Origin of the sequence: Streptomyces rubellus (assembly GCF_036323805.1) — a bacterium.
Taxonomy (GTDB): domain Bacteria; phylum Actinomycetota; class Actinomycetes; order Streptomycetales; family Streptomycetaceae; genus Streptomyces.
Genome location: NZ_JAZDCX010000002.1, coordinates 193,146 through 216,234, shown reverse-complemented (window position 1 = coordinate 216,234; position 23,089 = coordinate 193,146). Strand labels below are relative to the sequence as shown.

General features: G+C 73.3%; 18 protein-coding genes, 1 tRNA gene and 1 pseudogene. 8 read left to right on the top strand and 12 right to left on the bottom strand.

Annotated elements, in window-relative coordinates:
• Nucleotides 1–71: 71 nt before the first annotated feature.
• Nucleotides 72–689, bottom strand: a complete 618-nt coding sequence (locus V1L54_RS03340) for a sigma-70 family RNA polymerase sigma factor (protein ID WP_330116308.1) — start codon at nt 687–689, stop codon at nt 72–74.
• Between the two features lie 111 nt (nt 690–800).
• On the opposite strand from V1L54_RS03340, the gene V1L54_RS03335 reads away from it, so the two are divergent.
• Entirely contained in the window at nt 801–1,835 is a 1,035-nt protein-coding gene (locus tag V1L54_RS03335) for a MerR family transcriptional regulator (protein WP_330116307.1), read from the top strand.
• A 3-nt stretch (nt 1,836–1,838) separates the two neighbouring features.
• On the opposite strand, the gene V1L54_RS03330 is transcribed toward V1L54_RS03335, so the two are convergent.
• The gene (locus V1L54_RS03330) at nt 1,839–3,476 is read right to left on the bottom strand and encodes an FAD-binding oxidoreductase (RefSeq protein ID WP_330116306.1); all 1,638 of its coding nucleotides are present in this window, start codon (nt 3,474–3,476) and stop codon (nt 1,839–1,841) included.
• Between the two features lie 162 nt (nt 3,477–3,638).
• On the opposite strand from V1L54_RS03330, the pseudogene V1L54_RS29405 reads away from it, so the two are divergent.
• A pseudogene (locus V1L54_RS29405) lies at nt 3,639–4,042 on the top strand (YxiG-like protein); the annotation flags it as partial.
• On the opposite strand, the gene V1L54_RS03325 reads toward V1L54_RS29405, so the two are convergent.
• Nucleotides 4,035–4,310, bottom strand: coding sequence for an AAA family ATPase (locus V1L54_RS03325; protein WP_330116305.1), 276 nt, complete (start codon nt 4,308–4,310; stop codon nt 4,035–4,037). The pseudogene V1L54_RS29405 and the gene V1L54_RS03325 sit on opposite strands and share 8 nt — an antisense overlap.
• A gap of 703 nt (nt 4,311–5,013) precedes the next feature.
• On the opposite strand from V1L54_RS03325, the gene V1L54_RS03320 reads away from it, so the two are divergent.
• Together V1L54_RS03320 and V1L54_RS03315 are read left to right on the top strand one after the other, a co-directional pair.
• Entirely contained in the window at nt 5,014–5,481 is a 468-nt protein-coding gene (locus V1L54_RS03320) for an NUDIX domain-containing protein (protein ID WP_330116304.1), read from the top strand.
• A gap of 237 nt (nt 5,482–5,718) precedes the next feature.
• Nucleotides 5,719–6,177, top strand: a complete 459-nt coding sequence (locus tag V1L54_RS03315) for a hypothetical protein (protein WP_330116303.1) — start codon at nt 5,719–5,721, stop codon at nt 6,175–6,177.
• Nucleotides 6,178–6,773: 596 nt separating this feature from the next.
• On the opposite strand, the gene V1L54_RS03310 is transcribed toward V1L54_RS03315, so the two are convergent.
• Complete coding sequence (locus V1L54_RS03310; RefSeq protein ID WP_330116302.1) at nt 6,774–9,818, bottom strand: AfsR/SARP family transcriptional regulator; 3,045 nt, start codon at nt 9,816–9,818, stop codon at nt 6,774–6,776.
• 1,034 nt (nt 9,819–10,852) lie between these two features.
• Here V1L54_RS03310 and V1L54_RS03305 point away from each other — a divergent pair.
• The 3 genes from V1L54_RS03305 (at nt 10,853) to V1L54_RS03295 (ending at nt 13,590) form a co-directional block, all read left to right on the top strand.
• Nucleotides 10,853–11,431 carry a GNAT family N-acetyltransferase gene (locus V1L54_RS03305; RefSeq protein WP_330116301.1) on the top strand — a complete coding sequence of 193 codons (579 nt, stop codon included), beginning with the start codon at nt 10,853–10,855 and terminating at the stop codon, nt 11,429–11,431.
• A 304-nt stretch (nt 11,432–11,735) separates the two neighbouring features.
• Nucleotides 11,736–13,040, top strand: coding sequence for an MFS transporter (locus tag V1L54_RS03300; protein ID WP_330116300.1), 1,305 nt, complete (start codon nt 11,736–11,738; stop codon nt 13,038–13,040).
• A gap of 313 nt (nt 13,041–13,353) precedes the next feature.
• Nucleotides 13,354–13,590, top strand: coding sequence for a hypothetical protein (locus V1L54_RS03295; protein ID WP_330116299.1), 237 nt, complete (start codon nt 13,354–13,356; stop codon nt 13,588–13,590).
• Between the two features lie 234 nt (nt 13,591–13,824).
• Here the strand turns inward: V1L54_RS03295 and V1L54_RS03290 are convergent.
• From V1L54_RS03290 to galU, 7 genes are all read right to left on the bottom strand, one after another.
• Nucleotides 13,825–13,898: transfer RNA gene (locus tag V1L54_RS03290), tRNA-Ala, on the bottom strand.
• Between the two features lie 115 nt (nt 13,899–14,013).
• Entirely contained in the window at nt 14,014–15,174 is a 1,161-nt protein-coding gene (gene sepX, locus V1L54_RS03285; RefSeq protein WP_330116298.1) for a divisome protein SepX/GlpR, read from the bottom strand.
• Between the two features lie 171 nt (nt 15,175–15,345).
• Nucleotides 15,346–15,972 (bottom strand): GNAT family N-acetyltransferase, encoded by a 627-nt coding sequence (locus V1L54_RS03280; RefSeq protein WP_330116449.1) that lies wholly within the window; start codon nt 15,970–15,972, stop codon nt 15,346–15,348.
• Nucleotides 15,969–16,481 (bottom strand): MogA/MoaB family molybdenum cofactor biosynthesis protein, encoded by a 513-nt coding sequence (locus V1L54_RS03275; protein ID WP_330116297.1) that lies wholly within the window; start codon nt 16,479–16,481, stop codon nt 15,969–15,971. The genes V1L54_RS03280 and V1L54_RS03275 overlap by 4 nt, the downstream gene beginning before the upstream one ends.
• On the bottom strand, nt 16,478–17,017 hold the full coding sequence (moaC, locus tag V1L54_RS03270) for a cyclic pyranopterin monophosphate synthase MoaC (protein WP_330116296.1): 540 nt from the start codon (nt 17,015–17,017) through the stop codon (nt 16,478–16,480). Before moaC ends, V1L54_RS03275 begins: the two co-directional genes overlap by 4 nt.
• A gap of 105 nt (nt 17,018–17,122) precedes the next feature.
• A complete protein-coding gene (locus V1L54_RS03265; protein ID WP_330116295.1) occupies nt 17,123–18,559 on the bottom strand; it encodes a molybdopterin molybdotransferase MoeA in 1,437 nt (478 codons plus the stop codon).
• A gap of 3 nt (nt 18,560–18,562) precedes the next feature.
• Complete coding sequence (gene galU / locus V1L54_RS03260; RefSeq protein ID WP_330116294.1) at nt 18,563–19,465, bottom strand: UTP--glucose-1-phosphate uridylyltransferase GalU; 903 nt, start codon at nt 19,463–19,465, stop codon at nt 18,563–18,565.
• 115 nt (nt 19,466–19,580) lie between these two features.
• Here galU and V1L54_RS03255 point away from each other — a divergent pair, with 115 nt between their 5' ends.
• Nucleotides 19,581–20,183 (top strand): 5-formyltetrahydrofolate cyclo-ligase, encoded by a 603-nt coding sequence (locus tag V1L54_RS03255; protein ID WP_330116293.1) that lies wholly within the window; start codon nt 19,581–19,583, stop codon nt 20,181–20,183.
• A gap of 29 nt (nt 20,184–20,212) precedes the next feature.
• Here V1L54_RS03255 and V1L54_RS03250 read toward each other — a convergent pair whose 3' ends face one another.
• Entirely contained in the window at nt 20,213–23,008 is a 2,796-nt protein-coding gene (locus tag V1L54_RS03250) for a penicillin acylase family protein (protein WP_330116292.1), read from the bottom strand.
• Nucleotides 23,009–23,089: the final 81 nt, after the last annotated feature.

The window sequence follows — 23,089 nt, the reverse complement described above, 5'->3', positions numbered from 1 at the left end:
ATACTCGACGACCCGCCACATTTCGTCATGAAGTACCCAAAGAGCCAGCTCACAGGCCGTTCCGTCACCGCTCAGCACCGGTGACGGAGAGCGTCCAGCTCCCGGCGCAGCCGCAGCAGTCCCCGCCGGGCGTGGGCCTTGACCGTGCCCAGCGGCATCCCGGTCCGGTCGGCTATCCGCTGGTGCGTCAGGTCCTCGTAGAAGGCCAGGTAGAGCACCTGGCGCTGGGCCGGCGGCAGCCCGGCCAGGGCATGGGCGAGCAGGACGCGCTCCACGATCTGGTCGGGGTGCGGCCCGGACGCGGCGGGCCCGCCGCCGGCGACCGCCTCCGTCCGCTCGGCCAGCGCACGGCGGCGGGCCCGCGCGGCCAGCGCGTCGGCCACCGTCCGGCGGGTGATGCCGACCAGCCAGCCCGGCAGTGTGCCGCGGCCGGGCCGGTAGCCGGCCCGGCCGCGCCAGGCGGCCAGGAAGACCTGCTGCGTCACGTCCTCCGCCTCCCGGGCGTCGCCCAGGGTGCGGGCGGCCAGCGTGTGCACGAGCGTCCCCCAGCGGTGGAACATCTCCGCCAGCGCCCGCTCCTCACCCCGCACCAGGGACCGCGCCAGCTCCTCCTCGGACCCGGCCGCGCCGCAAGGGGCGGCGGGGCCCGTCCGGTGGGGGGCCCTCTCCTGTACCGCTGTGGGCGTCATGATCTCTCGCTCCTCCCACCGGGCGCATGGCGCACCCCGGTACCGACACCGTCGGCGGGCATGACAGCGGAGAACAACTCGCATCGTTTGTGCATCGTTTACTCTGGCACCATGGCAGAGCACCCGGGCCCCTCCCCCGCGGGCCTGAGCACCGGCGCCGTCGCCCGGCGGCTGGGCGTCTCGTCCACCACCCTGCGCTCCTGGGACCGGCGGTACGGGCTGGGCCCCACCGGCCGCACGGACGGCCGTCACCGCCGCTGGTCACCGCGGGACGTCGCCGTGCTGGAACTCATGTGCCGGCTGACCGCCTCCGGAGTGCCCCCGGCGGAGGCCGCCCGCCAGGCCCGCGCCCCCGGCTCCCCGCCCACTCCCGCTCCCGCGCCCGAACCACCTCCCGAGCCGCTTCCCGCCGCCCCGCCGCCCCGCACGGGCGGGGGCAACACCCTCCCCGTGGGCAGCGGCGCCGGCCCGGAGTGCCGTGGCCTGGCCCGCGCCGCCGTACGCCTCGACGCGCCCGCCCTGGACCGGCTGCTGGACCGGGCGATCGCCGAGCACGGGGTGGTCGGCGCCTGGGAGGAGGTGATCACGCCCGCGCTGCGGGCGGCGGGCCGCAAGTGGGCCGCCTCCAACGACACCACCGCCGACACCTCCGACGGCGCCGCCGGCGAGCGCTACGCCGAGGTGGAGCACCTGCTGTCCTGGCACGTCTCCTCGGCGCTGCGCCGCGTCACCGCCCGCCCCCGCCCCGGGCCGGAGCCGTCCCCCGCACCCGGCCCCCCGCTGCTGCTGGCCTGCGCCCCCGGCGAGACGCACACCCTCCCCCTGGAGGTGCTGACCGCCGCGCTGAACGAGCGCGGCCTGCCGGTGCGGATGTTCGGCGCGGCGGTGCCGCCCGGGGCACTGGAGGAGGCCGTACGCCGCACCGGCCCCGCCGCCGTCGTCCTGTGGTCGCAGACCCGGCGGACGGCGGACGCCGTCCTGGTCCGCCGGATCCGCACCCTCGCCTGGGGTGTGCGCGGCGCCCGGCTGCGTCCCGCCGTACTGGCAGCCGGCCCCGGCTGGCGCGGCACCCGCCTCACCGGTGCCGTCCGCCCCCGCGGCCTGCGCGACGCCCTGGACGTGCTCACCGCCGCGGGCGGCCCCTGAGGCTCACCCCGGCAGCCGCACCGACTGGGCGTGCCGGAAGACGTCGGCCGGGTCCCAGCGCGCCTTGGTCCGCTGGAGGCGGGCGTACCCGCCCTTGTAGTACAGCTCGTGCCAGGGGACGCCCGAGGTGTTCCACTCCGGGTCGCCCAGATCGGCGTCCGGGTAGTTGACGTAGCAGCCGTCCAGCACCTCGCCGGGGACGGGCACGCCGCCGCTGTCGCCGTACACGTCGGCGTAGAACTCGCGGATCCACCCCACCCGGCGGGCCTCCTCGGCCGGGTCCTGCCAGTAGCACTGGTACTGGAGCTTCATCACCGAGTCGCGCTGCGCGGCGGCCGTGGCGTCCGGACCGACCGCGTTGACCCGGCCGCCGTACGCGGCGACCTGGAGCAGATCGCCGGGGCCGGCCGCGTCCGAGGTCAGGTGCCGCCAGGCGGCGGCGATGTGCCCGTCGGGGAACTCCCGCCGCAGGTACGCCGACTTGTAGTCGCCGTACGTCGTCCAGCCGTAGTCGCCGGTGTTGCGGGTGGCGAACAGCCACGGCAGTTCCAGCGGGGCGAACGCCCGCGGCATCGCGGCCAGTTCCCCGGCCGGTGCGCTCATCGGCCGGGCCGGGGCGCCGACCCCCTCGGTGACGGCGTCCAGGAAGCGCCGGAGCAGCCGCTCGGCGTCGGGCAGGGTGGCGTCCAGCTGGGTGAACAGGGACAGTTCGCCGCTGGCCCGCGTCATCAGGTTGAGGCTGGCGCCCAGGCCGGCGTACGGGGAGTCGGGGTCGCTGTTGCGCGCCAGCCACCTGCCGTAGTTGCGCACCAGGGCGGCGAAGGACTTCTCCGTCATGTCGCGCCACGGCCAGGCCAGGCCGTGCAGGAGGACGTGCGCGGGCGGGGCGGGCAACTGCCGCTCCGGCGGGGCGCCTTCCGTACCCGGGGAGCGCAGCAGGTAGCGGGTGACGATCCCGAAGTTGCCGCCTCCGCCGCCGGTGTGGGCCCACCACAGGTCGCGCAGGTCCGGGTCGGCGGCGTCCCGGGTGGCGACCACGGCCCGGGCCCCGCCGCGCCGGTCGGCGACGACGACCTCCACGCCGTACAGGTGGTCCACGGTCAGCCCGTCCCGCCGGGACAGCATGCCGTACCCGCCGCCGCAGAAGTGCCCTCCCGCGCCGACCGAGTGGCACACCCCACCGGGAACGGTGACGCCCCACACCTGGTACAGCTTCCGGTACGCCTCGAAGAGCGTGGCCCCGGCCTCGACGGCGAACGCGCCGTGCGCCTCGTCGTAGTACACGGCGTTCATGGCGCTCATGTCGACGACGAGCTCGACGTCGGAGTGGTGGACGAAGTCCTCGTAGCAGTGCCCGCCGCTGCGCACGGCTAGCCGCCGCCCGCTCCGTACCGCCTCGCGCACGGCGTCGACCACCTGCGCGGTGCCGCCCACCACCCGCACGGCCTCGGGCGTGCCGACCCAGCGCAGGTTGCTGCCCCGCACCAGATCGGGGTAGCGGGGATCGTCGGGCGTGACGGTCACCGTGGGGACCGCCCCCCGCCCTCCCGCGCCGTCCGCCGCCGCCCCCGGTGACGCGGCGGCCCCCGCGCCCACGCCCGCCGCCCCGGCGAGCAGTGCCCTGCGTGATACCCGGCTCATCCGCGAGCCCCTTCCGGATTCCGGCCGCGGGACCACGCACCGCGCACACCCGCGGGAACGAGAGCTTCCCGTGCCGTCCTCACCCCGCCCGGCACGCCTCCTGCCGGGCGCCCGTGCGGCGGGGCCACGCTAACGGGCGTCCGCGCCGTGCGGTAGAACGCCATCACGGACACGGCGGTACTCCAGCAGCGCCTGGACGAGATCTTCGACCACGCCCCCTCCACCGGCGTCGAACCGTCCTGCCTGCGGTACCTCTTCCGCCACTGCGTCGAGGCGCGGTGCGGGACGACGGTGCCGCCCGGGACCTGGCGGACCTCCCTGGACGACCGCCTCACCGACCACCGGACCGCCGACGGCCTGGACGGGTACGTCTGGGGCGTGAGACGGCACGCCCTGCACCCCGGAGCGAAGCTCCTCCCCCGCCCCGGACGGTCCGGCACTGGGAGGAGGCCGTCGGCATCGACTTCCACCAGGTGCTCATCGAGACGAACGCCCACCGCCTGCCCCTGCTCTTCGACCTGGAGGTGAGCGAGGTCCCGGTCGGCCACGCCCCCTTCGTCACGGACTGGCGGCCAGCCGTCCGAGCCAGGCACCCCGCAGGGCACCGGGGCCATCCACCACCTTGCTGTAGGCGGGGCAAGCCGCCGGCGCATCCGGCTCCGGCTCGTCGAGCACCAGCAACGCCGGAGGGTCCGGCTGGGGGAGGAGCGTGGCCATGCAGACGAAGCGCAGTGTGCCGTCGGACAGGGCTCCGGTGGGGAAGACGGTGTCCGAGCCGGTCTGCTTCCACCGCAGCCGCACCCGCCCGCCAAGCGGTGCGGTGCTCCACCGCATCCCAACCAGCCACCGGGGTCAGCACGGGCCGGGGTGCGAGGTGGGTCGGTGCCAGTCCGGGGCGGGTACTCCGGACGGCATGATTCACGGCCGTTGCCGCATCACGCTTTGCCGCCCGCCCATTGGCCGCAGATCACTCCCCTTGCCTCCGGCATGGGGGACCCCAGGTGTCCGGAATACCCGCCCCTCCCCGCCGCTGCCGAGTACACCACCCCTGCGCCTGCTCCCCCGTGCACGTGGACGACCTGCCCACCCGCAACAGATTCACGGGCACAGCCCCACGCGAGCGAGCGCGTTCAGCCTGAGCCGACCGCCCCCGGAGGCGAGTGGCCGTGCTGCCCCGCCCGGTGCGGATCGGTACCCAGTGGGGTCCCTGGTACGAGCGGCCAGGGAGACGTGTGCGGTTCGGCCCGGAGCAGCCACCGGACACGGGCCGCAGACGGGCGACGGCGGGAGGGGACGGGGAGGGGCGGGTACTCCGGACACTCAAGCGTTATTTTCGGACCGGCATATACGTGAATCGCTCAGGACGCGTTGCCGGGTGCCGGTCCGTAAATAATGCCGTCCGGAGTGCCCGCCCCGGACCGGCCCCGACCCCAGCCGACACCGCACCCGCAGCCGCACCCGCACCCAGGACACCTGGCCCACCGACGAAAGGACCCTCGTGCCCCAGTCGCAGAACGGTGCCCGGTCCGGTGCGCTCATGCCCGCGCTCGAATCGATGACTCTGCTGGTAGCGGCTGTCATCGTCCATGACAGAACCACCGACCGGATCCTCCTGCTCCAGCGCGGCCCCCGGTCCGCGTTCGCCCCGGGCCGGTGGGACCTTCCCACCGGCAAGAGCGAACCGGGCGAGCCCGTCACCGAGACCGCCGTACGCGAACTGCGCGAGGAGACCGGTCTGACCGTCGGACCCGATTCCCTGCGCGCCGTCCATCTGGTCCACGGCTCCCAGCGGCCCACCGCACCCAACGGCTTCCTCACTGTCGTCTTCGCCGCCCACGAGTGGGCCGGCGAGCCGGAGAACCGGGAGCCGGAGAAGCACGCCCAGGTCCGCTGGTTCGATGCAGCCGCCCTTCCCGGCAACCTCGTGCCGTCCAACGCCCGCGCCCTGCGCGCCTATCTCGACGGCAACGGCCCCGGACTTTCCCTGCACGGCTGGGACGGCTGACCCGGCGACACCAGCCGCGCCGGACAGCCCGTCAGCCGTCCCCGGGCAACGAAGCACGCCGAGGCCCCTCCCGCTGATCTCCAGTTCCACTGGCGAAAGGAACGGACCCGATCGTCGACGGTCGGCCGTAGACGGGGTGTGCGCGACAGGCCCACCACTCCACGCCCCTCTTTCGGGTGATGACACCAGGGCGAGTTTCGAAGTGATTTCAAAGTCACGAGTACCGAGAACGCAGCCGTGAACTTCTCCGAGCCGGTGAACAGGAACAAGCAGACGCCCGCCCGGCTCCGGGAATCGCCGAGGCTGCTCCTGCACCGCAGAGACGGCGAGAATCTGGTCCTCACCACCGCGGCGCGGGCCGAGCAGGACCAGACCGTGGTGTCGGCAGCCACCCGGATGCTGACCGCGATGGCCCGCCGGGAGCCCGGCAGCATGGAACTGCTCCTCGACATACCGCCGGACGCCTTCCCCTGGGTTCGTTTCCTGCCCGAGCCCGGTCTGCACGCCTTCGCCGTCGAGCTGGTCGACACCATGCGTGCCGCCGACTCACTCGGCAACAGCGCGTCCGTCGCCCAGCTGCTCACCGCCTGGCGGCACACCGCCGAGGTCTGCTCCGACCCCGATTTGCTGGCCGCGCTGACCAGGGCTCACGCCGAAGGCTACGGCCCGGCAACGGATCCGCGGGATGTCGCATGACCGCGAGCCGCGGCGACCCCGCCGCGCCACCGGCACCGGACGGCCCCTGGGAAGTCCGCTTCGCGGACGCGGCCTCGGCCAAGGGCTGGGAGGGCCTCGCCCAACAGGCACGCCAGAACACCTACCGCGCCTGGACCACCATGCGCACCGCCCCCAGGCCGGTCACCGGGACACCCCGGCACCACCGGCTCAAGGGTGGCCTGGCGCATGGCACCCACCGCGGACGGACCTGCGAGCAGTGGCAGATCGATGTGACCGGCGGCGGCCGCGTCTGGTACCTCCTCGACACCGCCCGGGAGACTTGCTGGATCACCTTCGCAGGCACAGGGCACCCGCGGGCCACGGGCCGACGCTGGACCAGCACATCGGGGTGGGGGATGGGACGGGCGGCAGGAATCAACCGTCCTGTTCCCTCGGGCAGTGACTCGTCCGGGAAACGCGCCGGTGGTGGCCGTGAGAACTCGTGGGCGTCTGCGCGGCCGACCACATCTGCCCCTGCGTGCCTGGCACACCGCCCGGAGCAGCACGGTCTCATCCTCACAGTTCGGGTAGTCGTCGCGCACCTCGGTGTACCGATTCGCTGCCGTTGGCGAGTCTCAGCTGAGGCTGGTTGCGGGCGGCGGGCGGTAGCTGGTCTCCTGCGCGACTCGCTCGGCCTCAGCGGCGTGCCGGGCCGCCCCGGCGGGATCCCCAGTGGCCCGCGAGACGGCGGCGAGCGCCGTCAGCGCCAGACAGGCGATCGGGCGGAGTTCCAGAGCACGGGCGGTGGTGAGGGCATGCTCTGCGTGGGCTGCGGCGCGGGTGGTGTCGCCCATCGCGAGGCGGGCGTGGGCCAGCCAGGTCTGTATCTCGGCGTGCTGCTGGCGGAAGTCGTGGCGCTCGGCGAGCGTCAGGGCCTCGTCCAGCAGGGCGGCGGCGCGGGCCGGGTTGCCGCGCAGGTGGTCCACGCTGCCCGACGCGATCAGGGCGTCGATCTCGCTGACCGGCTCGCCGGACGTGCGGGCCGCCTGTAGCGCCTGCCCGGCGTGGGCGGCGGCGAGGTCGGCGCGCCCGGTATCACGGTGTGTAATCGCCACGATGACGTGGGCGTTCGCCTCGTCGTGGCGGTCATGGTGGTCCCGGCAGCGGCGCAGCGCCTCGGTCCCGTCGGCGAGGGCTTCCTCGTACCGGCCCAGTCCGTGGTGTGCGAGGGCCCGGTTGATCAGCGGACTGATCAGGGCCTGCGGCGCCTCTTCCCTGAGGCAGATCCCGATTGCCTCGGTGGTGCGCTCCACGGCCGGGGCGAACTCGCCGAGGAACGTGTGGATGACTGCGAGGGTGTTGAGCGCGCCGCTGAGCTGCAGGCCGCGGTCGAGACAGCGGAGTATCCCGACGCCCTGCTCCTGCCACTGGCGTGCCAGGCGCATCTGGCCCCGCTGACCGTGCACGAGTGCGAAGTTGCTCAAGACGGCTGCCTCGCCGGGGGCGAATCCGGTGCTGCGGTATCCGTCCAAGGCACCGTGCAGGATGTCCAGCGCGGTCTGCACCGCGCCGGTGGACAGCCGTAGCAGGCCGAGGCTGTGCTGCATCGACGCCCGGGCCAGCGCCTCGCCGTCCCGCTCCGCCGCCCGCAGCGCCGCGGTGGCTGCCGCTTCCCATTCGGGCTGGTGCCGCCGGTGGTAGAGGTACATGCGGAGCTGGTCGGCCAGTTGCCAGGCAAACAGGCGCGGACCCGTCTCGGCGGCGCGGCGGATGACGGCGATGAGGTTGGCCCGCTCTTCATCCAGCCAGGCTGAAGCCTGGTCCCGGTCGGCGAACCGGTGGGACTCGGCGCGCGGCCGGGGCAGTTGGGCCCGGCCCCTGTAGTCGAAGGCGGTGGCGGCGTCGGTTGTCGCGAGGTACCACGCGCACAGCCGCTCCCAGGCTGCTGCCTGCCCCGGATCGGCCGCGGCGTGCTCGGCGGCGTACAGTCGCAGCAGGTCGTGGAACTGGAACCGGTCTGAGGCGGTGCGCTGCACCAGCCCCGCGGTAACGAGCTGGTCCAGAAGGCGCTCAGCGGCGGTCGGCTCGACGCCCGGCAGGGCCGCGGCTGCCTCGGCGGTGAAGTCCGGTCCGGGATGCAGCCCGAGCAGGGCGAACAACCGGGCCGCGGCCGGCTCCAGCGCGGCGTGGGAGTGGTCGAAGGCGGTGCGGACCGCGGCCTGGCGGTCTCCGACGATGGAGAGCTTGGCCAGCCGGTTCCCGTCGGCCAGCTCCTCGGCGTAGCGGGTGAGGGAGCGGCCCGGCCGGGCGGCCAGGTTGGCGGCGGCGATCCGCAGCGCCAGCGGCAGGCGAGCGCACAACTCGGCCAGCCGCTCGGCGGCCTCCGGCTCCGCTCCGACCCGCCGCTCGCCGAGGATTTCCGTCAGGAGTGTGATCGCCTCGGGGAGTTCGAGTACCTCCAGGGCCACGGTGTGGGCAGCGTGGCTGACGGTCAGGCCCCGCAGGTCGCGTCTGCTGGTCACCAGTACCGAAACCCCGGCACCGCCCGGCAGCAGCGGTCGTATCTGCTCAGCATCGGCGGCATCGTCGAGGATCAGAAGGACACGCCGGTCGGCCACTCGGCTGCGGAAGGCGGCCGCGCGGTCCTCCAGCGTCTGCGGGATCGTGTCGGCGTCCTGCCCGCAGGCGCGCAGCAGCCCGGACAGCACCTCGGAGGGATCGCGTGGCCGGTCGGCGGTCCCCAGCAGCTGTACGTACCACTGGCCGTCGGGGAAGGCCGGCCGCAGCCGATGACCGAGGTGCACTGCCAGCGCCGTCTTGCCCACCCCGGGCAAGCCGGACACGACGACGGGCGCCCCCGCCGGCGGAGCCAGTAACTCCTCAAGGCGACGGACGAGCTCGGCCCGCCCGGTGAAACCCGGCGCAGCCAGGGGAAGCTGGCACTGCACGGCCCAGGCCGCCCCGGTCGGCCGCCGGACGGAGACCTGGGCCGTCGGCGTGCTCAGCTCCGCGTCCCCGCTGAGGATGGCCTGATGCAGGCGCTGCAGCTCCTGTTCCGGGTCGATGCCGAGTTCCTCGGCAAGCGTGCCGCGGAGATGCCGGTAGTGCGCGAGGGCGTCGGCCTGCCGGCCACAGCGGTACAAGGCGAGCATGTACTGGGCGGCCAACCGCTCGTCCAGCGGATGTGCGGCGCTGCGCTCGGCGAGCACGGCGAGCAGCCCGGCGTGTTCACCGAGCCGCAGTCGCAGGTCGGTGCATTCCAGCTCGGCGGCCCGCTGCTCCTTCTGGAGAGTGTCGCGGGCGGCGTTGAACCAGGGGGTGTCCGCAGTGGCGAACGGCGTTCCGTGCCACGTCGCCAACGCCCGCTGGAATGTGGCCGCCGCATCCGAGTCGTCGGCCGCCCGGCGGGCCTCGGCGAGCAGATGGCGGAAGCGATGCACGTCCACCGCCAGTGCGTCAGTGCCAACCGTGTAGCCACCTGATCTGCGACTGATGTCCACGCCTGGGCCCGGCAGCGCGCGGCGCAGCCGGGAGAGGTAGCCGTACAGAGTGTCCTTGGCCCGCCGCGGCGGGTCCTCACCCCACACCCGGTACACCAGCTGATCCGTCGCCACAGTGCGGTTGACGTCCATCAGCAGAGCCGCCAACACGGTCTGCTGGCGGGCAGTCCCGAGATCCACCGGACCCGTACTCGCATGCGCCTCGATGGCTCCAAGCAGTCGGAACTCCATGCCATGCCCCCCGTGCTCCCGCGTTCGGCAACCGGCCTGGTCCGGCTGCCCGGCGTTCAAGTACCCATGCTCACCAGCGGATTCTAGGTTTCTGCAAGGTTCGACGCTGGATCCTTCTCGCACGGTGGACAGCCGCTGCCTCTGTTCGCAGCAGTGCCACAACCCCCGCTTCGACATCGAAAGGACCGCACGCATGATCGCGCTCATGGACCCCGAGGCGGGCACCGAGACCCCCGCCTGTGCCCCGGGCACATCCGCTCCCCGCCCCGCCACGGCGAAGGGCACCCCGGGCGTCGGTTCCCGCCGGTCTGTCTGCTGCCTCGCCACCGCGAAGGGCGGCCCGGGTATCGGTAGCCGCAGGGCTTTCTGCCGCCCCGCCACGGCGAAGAGCGGCTCCGGCATCGGTGGCCGCAGAGCTGTCCCCCGCTCCGCCACGGCGAAGGGCACCCCGGGCGTCGGTTCCCGCCGGTCTGTCTGCTGCCTCGCCACCGCGAAGGGCGGCTCTGGCATCGGTGGCCGCAGGCCTGTCCTCCGTTCCGCCACGGCGAAGGGCGGCCCGAGCGTCGGCGGCCGTTACAAAGGCACCCCGGGCGCCGGGACCCGCGTGCCTGTCCGCTACCCCGCCACCGCGAAGGGCGGCCATGGCATCGGTGGCCGCAGGTCTGTCCGCCACACCGCCACGATGAAGGGTGGAAACCCGGGTCTTGGTACCCGCAGGCCCGTACACCGCCTTGCGACTGCGAAGGGCGGGCCGGGCATAGGCAGCCGCACCCGCGGGTCTGTTCGCTGCCTCGCCAGGCTGGAGACCACCCCGGGCATCGGAAGCCGTAGGCCCGTCCGCCGACCGGCCATTTCGATTGCCGGCGTCGGCATCAGGGGTGGCGTCAGCATTGGCGAACGGTCTCGCAGGTCCCTTCCCGTGGGCCAGGACAGCTTGTAGGCGACGTCGGCTTTGGCTGGTGGCAGCAGACGGGAGGGAACGGATGGGACGTCCGCCGATCACGGTGGAGCGGTGGGAGGGACTGGAGTGCGCCGTGCACCTCGACCTCGTGCTGCCGATGTACAAGGAGATCTGGGCCGACCCGCCGTACTGCGAGGGCCCGAAGGAGATCGCCGAGTTCCTGGACCGCTTCGCGCAGGAGGTCTTTCTTCCCCGCGCCCGCCTCGTCGTCGCACGCTGTGGTGACCTGCCGGTCGGCTACGCCTTCGGCTACCCCCTGCCGCCCGACACCGGTTGGTGGAAGGCGATGGACGAGGAGACGACGCCCGAGTTCACCGCTGAGACGGGTGAGCGCACCCTGGGCATCGTCGAACTCGCGGTCCGCGCCAAGTGGCGGCGGCAGGGGATAGCGGCCGAGCTGCATGCCCATCTGCTGGAGGGCCTGGGCGTGGAGCGTGTCACGCTGGCGATGCGGCCCGAGGCGGAAGCGGCACCGGCGCACGCCGCCTACGCCGCGTGGGGCTACCGCCAGGTCGGCCACTGGCGGCCGGCCGAGGAGGAGCCCGTCTCCCACATCATGCTGTTGACCCTGCCGGTCGCCGCGCACGGGTCCGGTCGGTGACCCGGAACGCGATCGGGATCCGGGAGCTGACCCGGCACTGTCCGCGCACGGGCCGGCCGGGCCTGTGCGCGCTGGACGAGGTGAGCGTGGCCGTCCCGCAGAGTGAGGGGCATGGGCTGCTCGGCCCGAACGACGCGGGCGGGACGGCGTTGTGCCGCGTTCCGTCCACGGTGTTGTTGCCGTCTGACGGCCGCGGCGGGGGCGTGCCGCGTGAGCGGAGGATGGAGCGCGGTACGGGCTCGGGCTCCAGCGCCTGCGGCGCGTCTGGCATCACCGTCCGGGCCGCCCGATGAGCAAGCCGGGGATGAGAGCGGCCGGTCGTCGGGGGAACGCCGGTGACGCGCCGCGCCGGGCGGGACTGCTGCGGGAGCGGGGCTTCCGGCTGTACTGGAGCGCGCAGAGCGTGTCGCTGGTCGGCGACGAGATCAATATCCTGGCGATCCCGCTGGCTGCTGTGCTGTTGCTGGACGCGGGGGCAGCCGAGATGGGGTGGCTCACGGCAGTGGCGCTGCTGCCGTCGTTGCTGCTGTCGATACCCGGCGGGGCGTGGGCGGACCGGCAGACCAACCGGCGCAGGGCGATGATCGTCGCGGATGTCGGGCGGTTCGCCGCGGTCGCCTCCGTACCGCTGGCTTATGCCTGCGGGGCGCTGACGCTGGCTCACCTGTTCGTGACGGAGTTCGTCGTCGGGGCGCTCACTGTCTTGTTCCGGGTCTGCAATCACCACGTGTACGCGTCCGTGGTCGCCGCGGAGCGGTACGTGGACGGCAACGCGCTGCTCTCCGGGAGCAGGTCGGCGGCCGCGGTCGCCGGGCCGAGCACCGGTGGGGCGTTGGTTCAGGCGCTGTCGGCGCCGTTCGCACTGCTGGTGGACGCCATGACCTATCTGGTGTCGGCGGTGTGCCTGGGAAGCATCAGGGCGCGGGAGGCGCCGCCCGCGCCCCGTGAGACGGGCGGGCTGACGGCCGGGCTGCGGTGGGTGACGGCGAACCGCACCCCGGGCCTGCTGCTGGCGGGGGTGTCCATGCTGAGTCTGTGCCACACCTTCCTGATGACGCTGTTCGTGCTGTACGGGGCCACCGAGCTGGGGCTGACGGCCGGGGTGTTGGGCGTGGTGGTCGCCGCGTTCGGGCTCGGTGGGCTGGCCGGTGCGTACGCCGCGCCGCGTGTGGTGCGGCGGATCGGCGTCGGCCCGGCCGTCGTGACGGGCTTCCTGTGGTTCAGCCTGCCTATGCTGCTGGTGCCGCTGGCCGAGGGCCCGGTGCCGTTGGTGATCGCGGCGCTGGTCGCTTCGCAGCTCGGCGCCGGCTGCGGGGTCGCGGTCCTGGACATCTCGGCCAACAGCTATCTGATCGCCGTCATCCCGCCCACGCTGCGCTCCCGCGTGATGGGCGTGGTCCAGACAGCCAACTTCGGAGTTCGGCCGATCGGTGCGGTGCTGGCCGGCACGCTGGGCGCCGCGCTCGGCCTGCGGCCGACCCTGTGGATCGGCACGGCGGGTGCCGTGCTCAGCGTGCTGTGGGTCCTCGCGTCCGGGTTGCTCCGCGTCCGGGAACTTCCCGAGACCACCACGCCAGGTATGGAAGAGCATGAAAAGGCGGGGGTTTGACTACCGCACGGTGCCGGTCGGAAAAGGTCCAGAGAGCGGCTGCCGCGGGCCGGTACGGGCTGCTGACGAGCTGGGTGTGGGAAGGCGACGGCGGGCCAAGGTCGGCGGTTGCCGGCTGCGGGGTGCAGATCTTCGGTGGGTCTTGACCCCGGATCCCGGACACGGGTTATGCGGCTGGTGTCAGCGTACCGGAGACCTGAAGATCACCAAGTTCCGACAGGACAGCCACTACCTCAGCCCCACCTGGGAACGGGTCCACAAACCGATCCGCCCCCACGACGAGGGCCTCAGCGGTCGCCTCAAGAGCGCCGACATGGACATCGGCGACCCCATACACCGCCGAACACCCGGCCAGGTTGCCCAGACGATCCTCATCGCACTCATGGTGACCACCGGAAACCCGGGCATCCTGGAAACCTGGCTTCACGAGCGCGCCGGCAGCCGACTCTCCGGCACCGACTTCGAGTCCATTCCGGCTGCCCCAGGTCGCGACCTGTCTTCCGCCCCCACACCACTCGACACGGGGCGGCATCCGCCGGCCAACCTCTGATCGGGCAGCGTCACAGCCTCGCAGCACCATCACCAGCCCCGGGCGACCGGGGCCGGTTCGCATGCCTCGGCAGCGACCAGGCATCTGCCGAGCGACCCGCCGGACCCGATGCGCCACCATCCACCACCCCGAACAGGCGTCGAACGATCCCCGAAACGACGAAGATCCCGCCCGATCTTGCGATCGGACGGGATCTCGTCACCATTCCTGAGCTGACTCGAGAACAGTCGGTTGTGGACCTGAGGGGATTTGAACCCCTGACCCCCTCGATGCGAACGAGGTGCGCTACCGGACTGCGCTACAGGCCCCTGCAACGGGTGAAACCCTAGCATCCCCACCGCCGTGCGCGGAAATCCGTTCCCCGCTGGTCATGCCCCGGACCGGCCGCCGGGGAAGGAGCCGGGGAGGGGCGGGGCGGACGGGTCACTCGTTGGCGGCGCGCGGGCGGTCCTCGTCGGCGTACTGGTCGAACAGCGGGGTCTGGCTGCGCCGGGCGGAGGACCGGTCGGACCGGCTCCGGTCGGACCGGCCGGACGGCGCGGCGGGCGCCTGGGCCGAGGTCGGGGCCGGCGTCGGGGCCGTGGCGGAGCGGGCCGAGCTCCAGGTGTCCGGGGCGTCCAGGTTCACGCCGTCGGCGGTGCGCGGGGCGACCGGGGCGTTGACGTAGGTGGGCAGCGGTACGGGCGTGGGCTCCCAGCCGCCGTCCGCCGAGCCGGGGGTACGCTCGCGCCGCTGGGAGTCCACCCACTCGGCGTGGTCCGTCTGCTCCACCAGGGCCCGCCGCTCGGCGGCGGCTCTCGGGTCGGTGTCGGGGACGGGCGCGGGCGCGGAGGCGGGTGCGGCCTCGGCCCCGGGCTTCGACTGCTGCTCCGGGGCGGTCGGCGGCGCGGCGGCCCGGTCGGCACGGGCGGCCCGGTTCTCGCGCAGCCGGCGGGCGGCGGCCTCGGCGCGGCGGCGGTCCATGACGACGACGAAGCGGCGGCGCTCCTGGGCCCGCATATGGGCGATGTACGCGCTCAGCAGCCCGGCCGGGATGGCCGGGGCCCACAGGAAGGCGACCCCGCCGACCGCGGCGACGATCGCGCCGAGCGTGAAGGCGAGGAAGAGCCCCATGGTGGTACGGCGGCGGCGGGCCAGCAGTCTGGCCCGCTTGCGGCGGCCCGGGTCGCCGGCGCGGTCACCGCGGCCGGTGCGTCCGGCGCGCTCCGGGTGCGGGCGCACCTGGGTGAGGGCCTCGGCGCGGCTGATCGCCGTGCGGGAGAGGATCTCGTGGTGTTCGGTCACGGGGTCGGCGAGGGCGCGGACGTCCACACCCGCCACACCGTCGGCGGGCAGGCTCGTGGCGTCGTCGTCGGTGCCCGCCCCGCTGACCGCGAGGTCGCCCTCCTCGCGCCCGGCCGCCTCCAGCTCCCTGGCGCAGCGGCGCTCCATGGCCGCTCGGCCGGAGAGCAGCCGGATGGCGGTGCTGAAGCGCTCCGTCGGACGGGCTTCGTTGAGCTCGTCCTGCCGACGGAGCCACATCGGCACGAGGTAGGCGGCCCAGGCCCCGACGATGACTGCGTAGATGAGGCCGCTGCTGCTCACCCCCCACACGGTAGAGGGATTTCCCGGGAGCCATAGGCCAATTGGCGCGGTGTGTCGCACGATCTGGCTGATATCTCTACCGTTTTTTGTGTTTGTCGGATCACTTTTCCGCAATTATGTACGACGAGTAATCAGGAGGTCGCCGCCGGACAGGGAAATCGAACATTTATTTTATTTTCGCGGCGCACCTGGCCTGGACCTCCGGTGCCAGCGGTGCAGCAGCCCCTCGGGGACGTCCTCCGTCGTCAGCGCGTACACCAGATGGTCCCGCCAGGCGCCGTCGATGTGCAGATAACGCGGCCGGAGCCCCTCCTCGCGGAATCCGAGTTTCTCCACCACCCGGCGGCTCGGCCCGTTCTCGGGACGGATGCAGACCTCGATCCGGTGCAGTCCGACCGTGCGGAAACAGTGGTCCACGGCGAGCGCGACCGCCGTCGGCATCACCCCGCGCCCGGCCACCTCGTGGTCGACCCAGTAGCCGATGTGGCCCGAGCACATCGACCCCCAGGTGATCCCGGCGACCGTCAGCTGACCGGCCAGCCGCCCCTGGTATTCGACGACGAACGGCAGCATCCGGCCCGCCTGCGCCTCCGCCCGCAGGTGACGCACCATCTGCCGGTACGTCGGGCGGCGCGGCGGCAGCCGGCCGGGCAGGGCGGGCGGGACGGTGGCCTCCCAGGGGCGCAGCCACTCACGGTTCCGGTGGTTGACCTCGCGCCAGGCGCGGTGGTCGCGCAGCCTTATGGGACGGAGGGCGACGTCCCCGTCCGCCAGTTCGACCGGCCAGAACGCGTTCAGCTCTGGTCCTTCCTGGGATGGTCCCCGCCGTGGAGCTGGTCCACGGCGTGCACCAGCAGCTTCTCCAGGACGGCCAGCCCGTCGCGCACACCGCCGGCGGAGCCGGGGAGGTTGACGATCAGTGTGGTGCCCGCGACCCCCGCGGTGCCGCGCGACAGCGCGGCGGTGGGGACCTTGGCGAGGCCGGCCGCGCGGATCGCCTCGGGGATGCCGGGGATCTCGTGGTCCAGTACGGAGCGGGTCATCTCCGGGGTGCGGTCGGTCGGGGAGATGCCGGTGCCGCCGGTGGTGAGCACCACGTCGTAGCCGTCGGCGACCGCCTCGCGCAGCACCCCGGCCACCGGCTCGCCGTCCGGGACGACGCGCGGCCCGTCGGTGGCGAAGCCCAGCCCCGCCAGGGCCCCGGCCAGCAGCGGCCCGGTGGTGTCGGCGTAGACGCCCGCGGCGGCGCGGTTGGAGACGGTGACGGCCAGGGCGCGGCGTACGGGGGACGGGGAACCCGGGTTCACGACCGGCTCCAGTCCCCGGAGGCGCCCCCGGTCTTCTCCTCCACCCGCACTTCCGTGATGACGGCGCCCTTGTCCACCGCCTTGACCATGTCCACGACGGTGAGGGCCGCCACCGACACGGCCGTCAGCGCCTCCATCTCCACCCCCGTGCGATCGGTGGTGCGCACCGTCGCTGTGATCTCCACCGCGTCGTCCGCCACCACCAGGTCCACCTTGACCCCGGACAGTGCCAGCGGGTGGCACAGGGGGACGAGGTCGGGGGTGCGCTTGGCGCCCATGATCCCGGCGATCCGGGCGGTGGCCAGCGCGTCACCCTTCGGCACGCCCGCGCCGCGCAGCAGCTCCACCACGCGCGGCGCGACGAGCACCCGGCCGGTGGCGCGGGCGGTACGGGTGGTGACGTCCTTGGCCGAGACGTCGACCATCCGGGCGGCCCCCGTCTCGTCGACGTGGGTGAGGCGCCCGGCCGGGCCGGCCGGCTCGCCGGGACCGCCGGGCGGACTGCCGGTGGTGCTCCCCTGCTGCGCGCTGCTCATCACTCTCCTGTGCGGCGATCCGTGCCGGTCGACTGCCGATCAGCTGCCGTACAACTGCCGAACGACAACCGACAACGGTACCCGCAGGCGCCGAGGGCGGTCGGCTCAGTCCAGGAGCACGACCTCCAGTTCGTCGCCCCGGGCTACCCCGGTGGTCTGCTCGGGTACCACGATCAGCGCGTCGGCACGCGCCAGGGAGGCCGTCAGGTGGGAACCCGCGCCACCGGCCGGGCGTACCGTGCCGGTCTCCTCACCGGGGGCCGGCGGGGTGTACCGGCCGCGCAGGAACTGCCGTTTGCCGCCGGGGGAGGTGAGCGGCCCGTCGCACTCGACGCGGGCGCGGACCGTCGGGCGGGAGACGGGCTCCAGACCCATCAGGGCGCGCAGGGCGGGCCGGACGAACAGTTCGAAGGAGACGTAGGAGCTGACCGGGTTGCCGGGGAGGGCGAACAGAGGGGTGCCGTCGGGGCCGACCAGGCCGAAGCCCTGCGGCTTGCCCGGCTGCATCGCCAGCCGGCGGAACTCCACACCGCGGGCGGGGGCGGGGGCGGGGGCGGGGGCGGACTCAGGCTCGGGTTCGGGCTCGGGTCCGGGTCCGGGTCCGTCGGCGTCGGCGGGCCCGGCGGAGTCCCCGTCCCCGGGGCGGGCCGGTTCGGCACCGCCCAGCGCCGTACCCGCCAGGTCGGACAGCGCCTCCTTCACCACGTCGTACGCCCCCACGCTCACCCCGCCGCTGGTCACCACGGCGTCGGCGCGCACCAGCTGGTCCTCGATCACCTCGCGCAGCGCGGGCGCGTCGTCGGCCACCGCGCCGACGCGGTAGGCGATGGCGCCCGCGGCCCGGGCGGCGGCGGTCAGGGCGAAGCTGTTGGAGTCGTGGATCTGCCCGTGGCCCAGCGGCGAGCCGGGCGGGACCAGCTCGCTGCCGGTGGAGAGCACCACCACGCGCGGGCGCGGCCGTACGGTGACGGTGCCGTGGCCGATGGCGGCCAGCAGACCGATCTGCGCCGGGCCCAGCACGGTGCCGGCGGTCAGCGCGACCGAGCCGGCGCGTACGTCGCTGCCCTTGTCCCGCACGTACTGCCGGGGTTCGGCGGGCCGGTGGACACGGACCTCGCCGCCCGCCCCGGACGGGTCGGCGCGGTGGGCGGCCATGGCGTCGGCGGGGCCGCCGCCGGTGCCGCCGTCGGTCCACTCCACGGGAACGACGGCCTCGGCGCCGGGCGGCAGCGGGGCGCCGGTCATGACCCGGGCCGCCTGGCCCGGGCCGACCTCCGGCGCCCGCCCGGTGCCCGCCGCCGCGTCCCCGACGACCTGGAGCACCGCCGGGTCGTCCTCGCTCGCCCCGGCCACGTCGGCGACCCGCACGGCGTAGCCGTCCATGGAGCTGTTGTCGAAGGGCGGCAGGGAGACGGGCACCAGGACGTCCTCGACGAGGACGCAGCCCTGGGCGTCGAGCAGTTGCAGCTCGATCGGCTCCAGGGGCCGCACCGACCGCAGGATGTCGGCCAGGTGCTCGTCGACGGACCAGGTCTCGCTCAAGTCCTACAGCTCCTTGTTCACGAAGTCGCTCAGCCAGGCCCGGAACTCCGGGCCGAGGTCCTCGCGCTCGCACGCCAGCCGGACGATGGCCCGCAGGTAGTCGGCGCGGTCGCCGGTGTCGTAGCGGCGGCCCTTGAAGACCACGCCGTGCACCGGCCCGCCGATGGCGGGGTCGGCGGCCAGCGTCTGGAGGGCGTCGGTGAGCTGGATCTCGCCGCCGCGGCCCGGCTCGGTCCGGCGCAGCACGTCGAAGACGGCCGGGTCCAGGACGTAGCGGCCGATGACGGCGAGATTGCTGGGGGCGTCCTGCCGGGACGGCTTCTCCACCAGGTCGGAGACCTTCACCACGTCGTCGTCGCCGGTGGGCTTGGCGACCGCGCAGCCGTAGAGGTGGATGTTCTCCGGCTCGACCTCCAGCAGCGCGACGACACTGCCGCCGTAGGAGGCCTGCACCTCGATCATCCGGGACAGCAGCGGATCGCGCGGGTCGATCAGGTCGTCGCCGAGGAGGACGGCGAAGGGCTGGTCGCCGACGTGCGGGGCGGCGCACAGCACGGCGTGGCCCAGGCCCCTGGGATCGCCCTGGCGCACGTAGTGGATGGTGGCCAGGTCGGTGGACTCCTGGACCCGGGTGAGCCGGTCCTCGTCGCCCTTGCTCCGCAGGACCTCCTCCAGCTCGTAGTTGCGGTCGAAGTGGTCCTCCAGGGGGCGCTTGTTGCGGCCGGTGACCATGAGGACGTCGGGGAGCCCGGCGGTCACGGCCTCCTCCACCACATACTGGATCGCGGGCTTGTCGACGACCGGCAGCATCTCCTTGGGAGTCGCCTTCGTGGCCGGCAGGAACCTGGTACCGAGCCCGGCGGCCGGGACGACGGCCTTGGTGATCCGTGCACGTGAGGTAGTCATGTCAGCACCATATCCGTTGACCGGACGCACAACCCGCAGGTCCGGCGGGTCCGCCGCGATCCACGGCCGGCCGTCCACGGACGGTTCCGCGGAAGGGCGAGAGGAAGCGATCACCATGGGCGAGGGCGGCACCGCCGCGGACAAGCGCGCGCTGCGGCGCGCCCTGCTGGCGGCGCGGGCGGCGCTGCCGGAGGAGGAGCTGCGGCGGGCCGCCGGGGCGGTCGTCCGGCACGCCCTGGGGCTGGCCGAGCTGACCGGCGCGCGCGCCGTGGCGGCGTACGTCCCGGTCGGCCGCGAGCCGGGGAGCCCGGAGCTGCTGGACGCGCTGCGCGGGCGCGGCGTACGGGTGCTGCTGCCGGTGCTGCTGCCCGACGACGACCTGGACTGGGCGGTGTACGAGGGCCCCGGCTCCCTGGCACGGGCCGGCCGGGGGCTGCTGGAGCCCACCGGTCCCCGGCTGGGACCGTACGCGGTGACGGCGGCCGGCGCCGTACTGCTGCCGGGGCTGGCCGTGGACCGGCGCGGGACGCGGCTGGGGCGGGGCGGCGGCAGCTACGACCGGGTGCTGGCCCGCCTGGAGGCCGCCGGTGCCGCCCCGGCCCGGGTGGTGCTGCTCCACACCGGCGAGCTGCTGGCGGAGGAGGTGCCCGCCGAGCCCCACGACCGGCCGGTGCACGCCGCGGTGACCCCCGAGGGGGTGCACCGCTTCACGGCGTGACCCGGGCGTCCGCGTCCGGTCAAGTCAGGTCAGGGCTCGGGGGTGAGGGCCATCTTGTCCTCGGTGGCCTTCTCCACGGCCTCCTCGCCGAACGGCCAGTCCAGCATCTCCCCGTCGGCCCACAGGTCCGTCTGGTCGATGTAGTTCGAGTGGTAGGCGTGGCCGGAGGCGCCGGTGAGGTTGATCCAGCGGGACTCGTCGAGCCTGGCCATGTTGACCACCATGCGCATCGACGGCACCCAGACCACCTCGTAGCCGCCGGCCGCGTTCCAGCCGGTGGCGTTGACGGCCGCCTCGCCGCCGCCCAGGTTCCACGGGCCGCGGTTGAGCAGGTGCTGGACGAAGCCCGGGCCCTCGGTGCCCAGCGTCTGGTTCTTCAGCATCAGCCGGTGCAGGCGGCCCCAGCTCCAGGTGTCGATGTCCTTGCCGAGCTTGGTGGTCAGCTCCCAGCGGGCGTCCTTCATGGCGCGGGCCAGCAGCTCGTCGCGGTCGCCCGCGTCGGCCTCGTACCGGCTGCCGGGGGTCCACCAGCCGCTGGTGGGCTCGTCCAGCAGGTTCTCCACGACCTCGTACCAGCGGTCGCCGCCGTCCGGCTGCGCGGTCTCCGGGCTCCGCATGCCGCACTCGCGGACGGTGCGGACGGTGCCGTCGAGGTCCTCCAGGGGGCCGGACTCGTCGGCCGGGCGGACGCGCAGGCACTCGCCCTCGACCCGGACCTCCTTGGGGAGCTTGTTGCCGAAGGAGAGCTTGAGGAGGTTGCGCCACACGCCGTTGAAGTAGGCGGCGGGGGCCGAGTCGGCGTCCTGGGTGTAGTCCCAGCCCTCCAGCAGCTCCTGCGCCTCGCGGACGTAGGGGTCCTTGACGTCGATCTTCAGCAGGTGGGGCACCAGGACGGCGGCTATCTCGCTGCTGTTGTCGAGCTGCATGGTCGCCATGTCCTCGGTGGAGACCCTGCCGCCGTCCTTGATCTTCAGCAGGATGAGTTCCTCGATCCGCTGGCTGCGCGCGCCGTAGCCCCAGTCCTCGGTGAGCAGGTAGGGGTATTTCTCCGCGTCGATGACGGCCTGGTTGGCGGTGACGATGTAGCCGCGCTCGGGGTTGTACTCCCAGGGCAGTTCGGCCTGCGGGATGTGGCCGGTCCACTCGTAGTCCGGGTCCCAGCCGGGCGCCGGGTAGCGGCCGTCGCCCTTGCCGCGGATCGGGATGCGGCCGGGGGCCTGGTAGCCGATGTTGCCCTCGGTGTCGGCGTAGAGCAGGTTCTGGGAGGGGACGGCGAAGTCGGCGGCGGCGGCGCGGAACTCCTCGAAGTCCCCCGCCCCGTTGAGCTTGAAGACGGCGTCCATGGTGTTGGACGGCTCCAGCGCGGTCCAGCGCAGCGCGACGGCGTAGCCCTTGCCGCGGTCGGGCGCCCGGTCGCCGACGGGGGCGTGGTCGCCGACGGTGCCCAGTTCCGCGCTGCGGTCGGAGACGATCGGGCCGTGGCGGGTGGAGCGGACGGTGATGGTGCGGTCCTTGCCGCCGGCGACCTTGATGGTCTCCTGGCGGGTCTCGTACGGGATCCGCTTCCCGTCGTAGAGGTACTTGCCGTCCTCGATCTTCTCCAGGTACAGGTCGGTGACGTCGGCGCCGAGGTTGGTGAAGCCCCAGGAGATGTCCTGGTTGTGGCCGATTATCACGCCGGGCATGCCGGAGAAGGTGAAGCCCGCGACGTCGAAGGGGCAGTCCTCGCCGACCTCGTTGCAGTGCAGGCCCATCTGGTACCAGATGGAGGGCAGCTGCGGGGCCAGGTGCGGGTCGTTGGCCAGCAGGGGCTTGTCGGTGGTCGTGTGCTTGCCGTGGACGACCCAGGAGTTGGAGCCGATGCCGCTGCCGTTGGGGCCGAGCAGGGCGGGGAGCCGGTCGAGGACGTCGGAGAGGCCGGTGAGCTGCGTCCGTACGCCGTCGGGGGTGCCGGTGCCGTCGGCGGACCCGTCCGCAGTGCCGGTGCCCTGGGTTCCGGTGCCGTCGGCGGACCCGTCCGCAGTGCCGGTGCCCTCACCGGTGCCCCCGTCCGCCTCCCCGCCGGGAGGAGCCTCGCTCTCGGGGTCGAAGGCCTCCTGGGCGGGGTCCACCGCGCCCTCCCGGACGATCGGCTTGTTCTCCTCGTACGGGTAGTCCGGGTACAGCTCCTCGATCTGCCGCTCCTCCAGCCGGCCGGCGAGGAGGGCGCGGTCGATCTCGTCCTGCATGTTGCCGCGCAGGTCCCAGGCCATGGCCTTGAGCCAGGCGACGGAGTCCACCGGCGTCCACTCCTGCGGCGCGTAGTCGTTGACGAGGCCGAGGGCGGCGTACTCCAGGGAGAGCTCCGCGCCGCCGCGGTCCGCGAGGTAGGAGTTGACCCCCTCCGAGTACGCCAGCAGGTACTTCCTCGTCGTCTCCGACAGCTTGCTCTCGTACTCCTCCTCCGCCACCTTCCGCCAGCCCAGGGTGCGCAGGAAGGCGTCGGTCTCGACCTGGTCCTCGCCGAACATCTCCGACAGCCGGCCGGCCGTCAGATGCCGCCGTACGTCCATCTCCCAGAAGCGGTCCTGGGCGTGGACGTAGCCCTGGGCCCGGAAGAGGTCCTCGGCGCTGTCGGCGTAGAGCTGGGGTATGCCGTGGCCGTCGCGCTTGACGGTCACCGGGGCGGACAGGCCGTCCAGCTGGAGCGAACCGGTGGTCTGCGGGAAGGACGCGCGGACGGTGTCCACGCCCCAGTACGTCCCGTAGCCGAGACCCGCCACGAGCAGCAGCACGACTGCGATCACGGAGAAACGGGCGCGTCGTGAGGTCTTCTTGGCGGGCATCGCTGTCCTTCGCGGGCAGGGTGGGACCAGGAGTGCTGGAGCAACCATAGGACGAGACAGGCCCCGGGTCGGCAGGGAGCC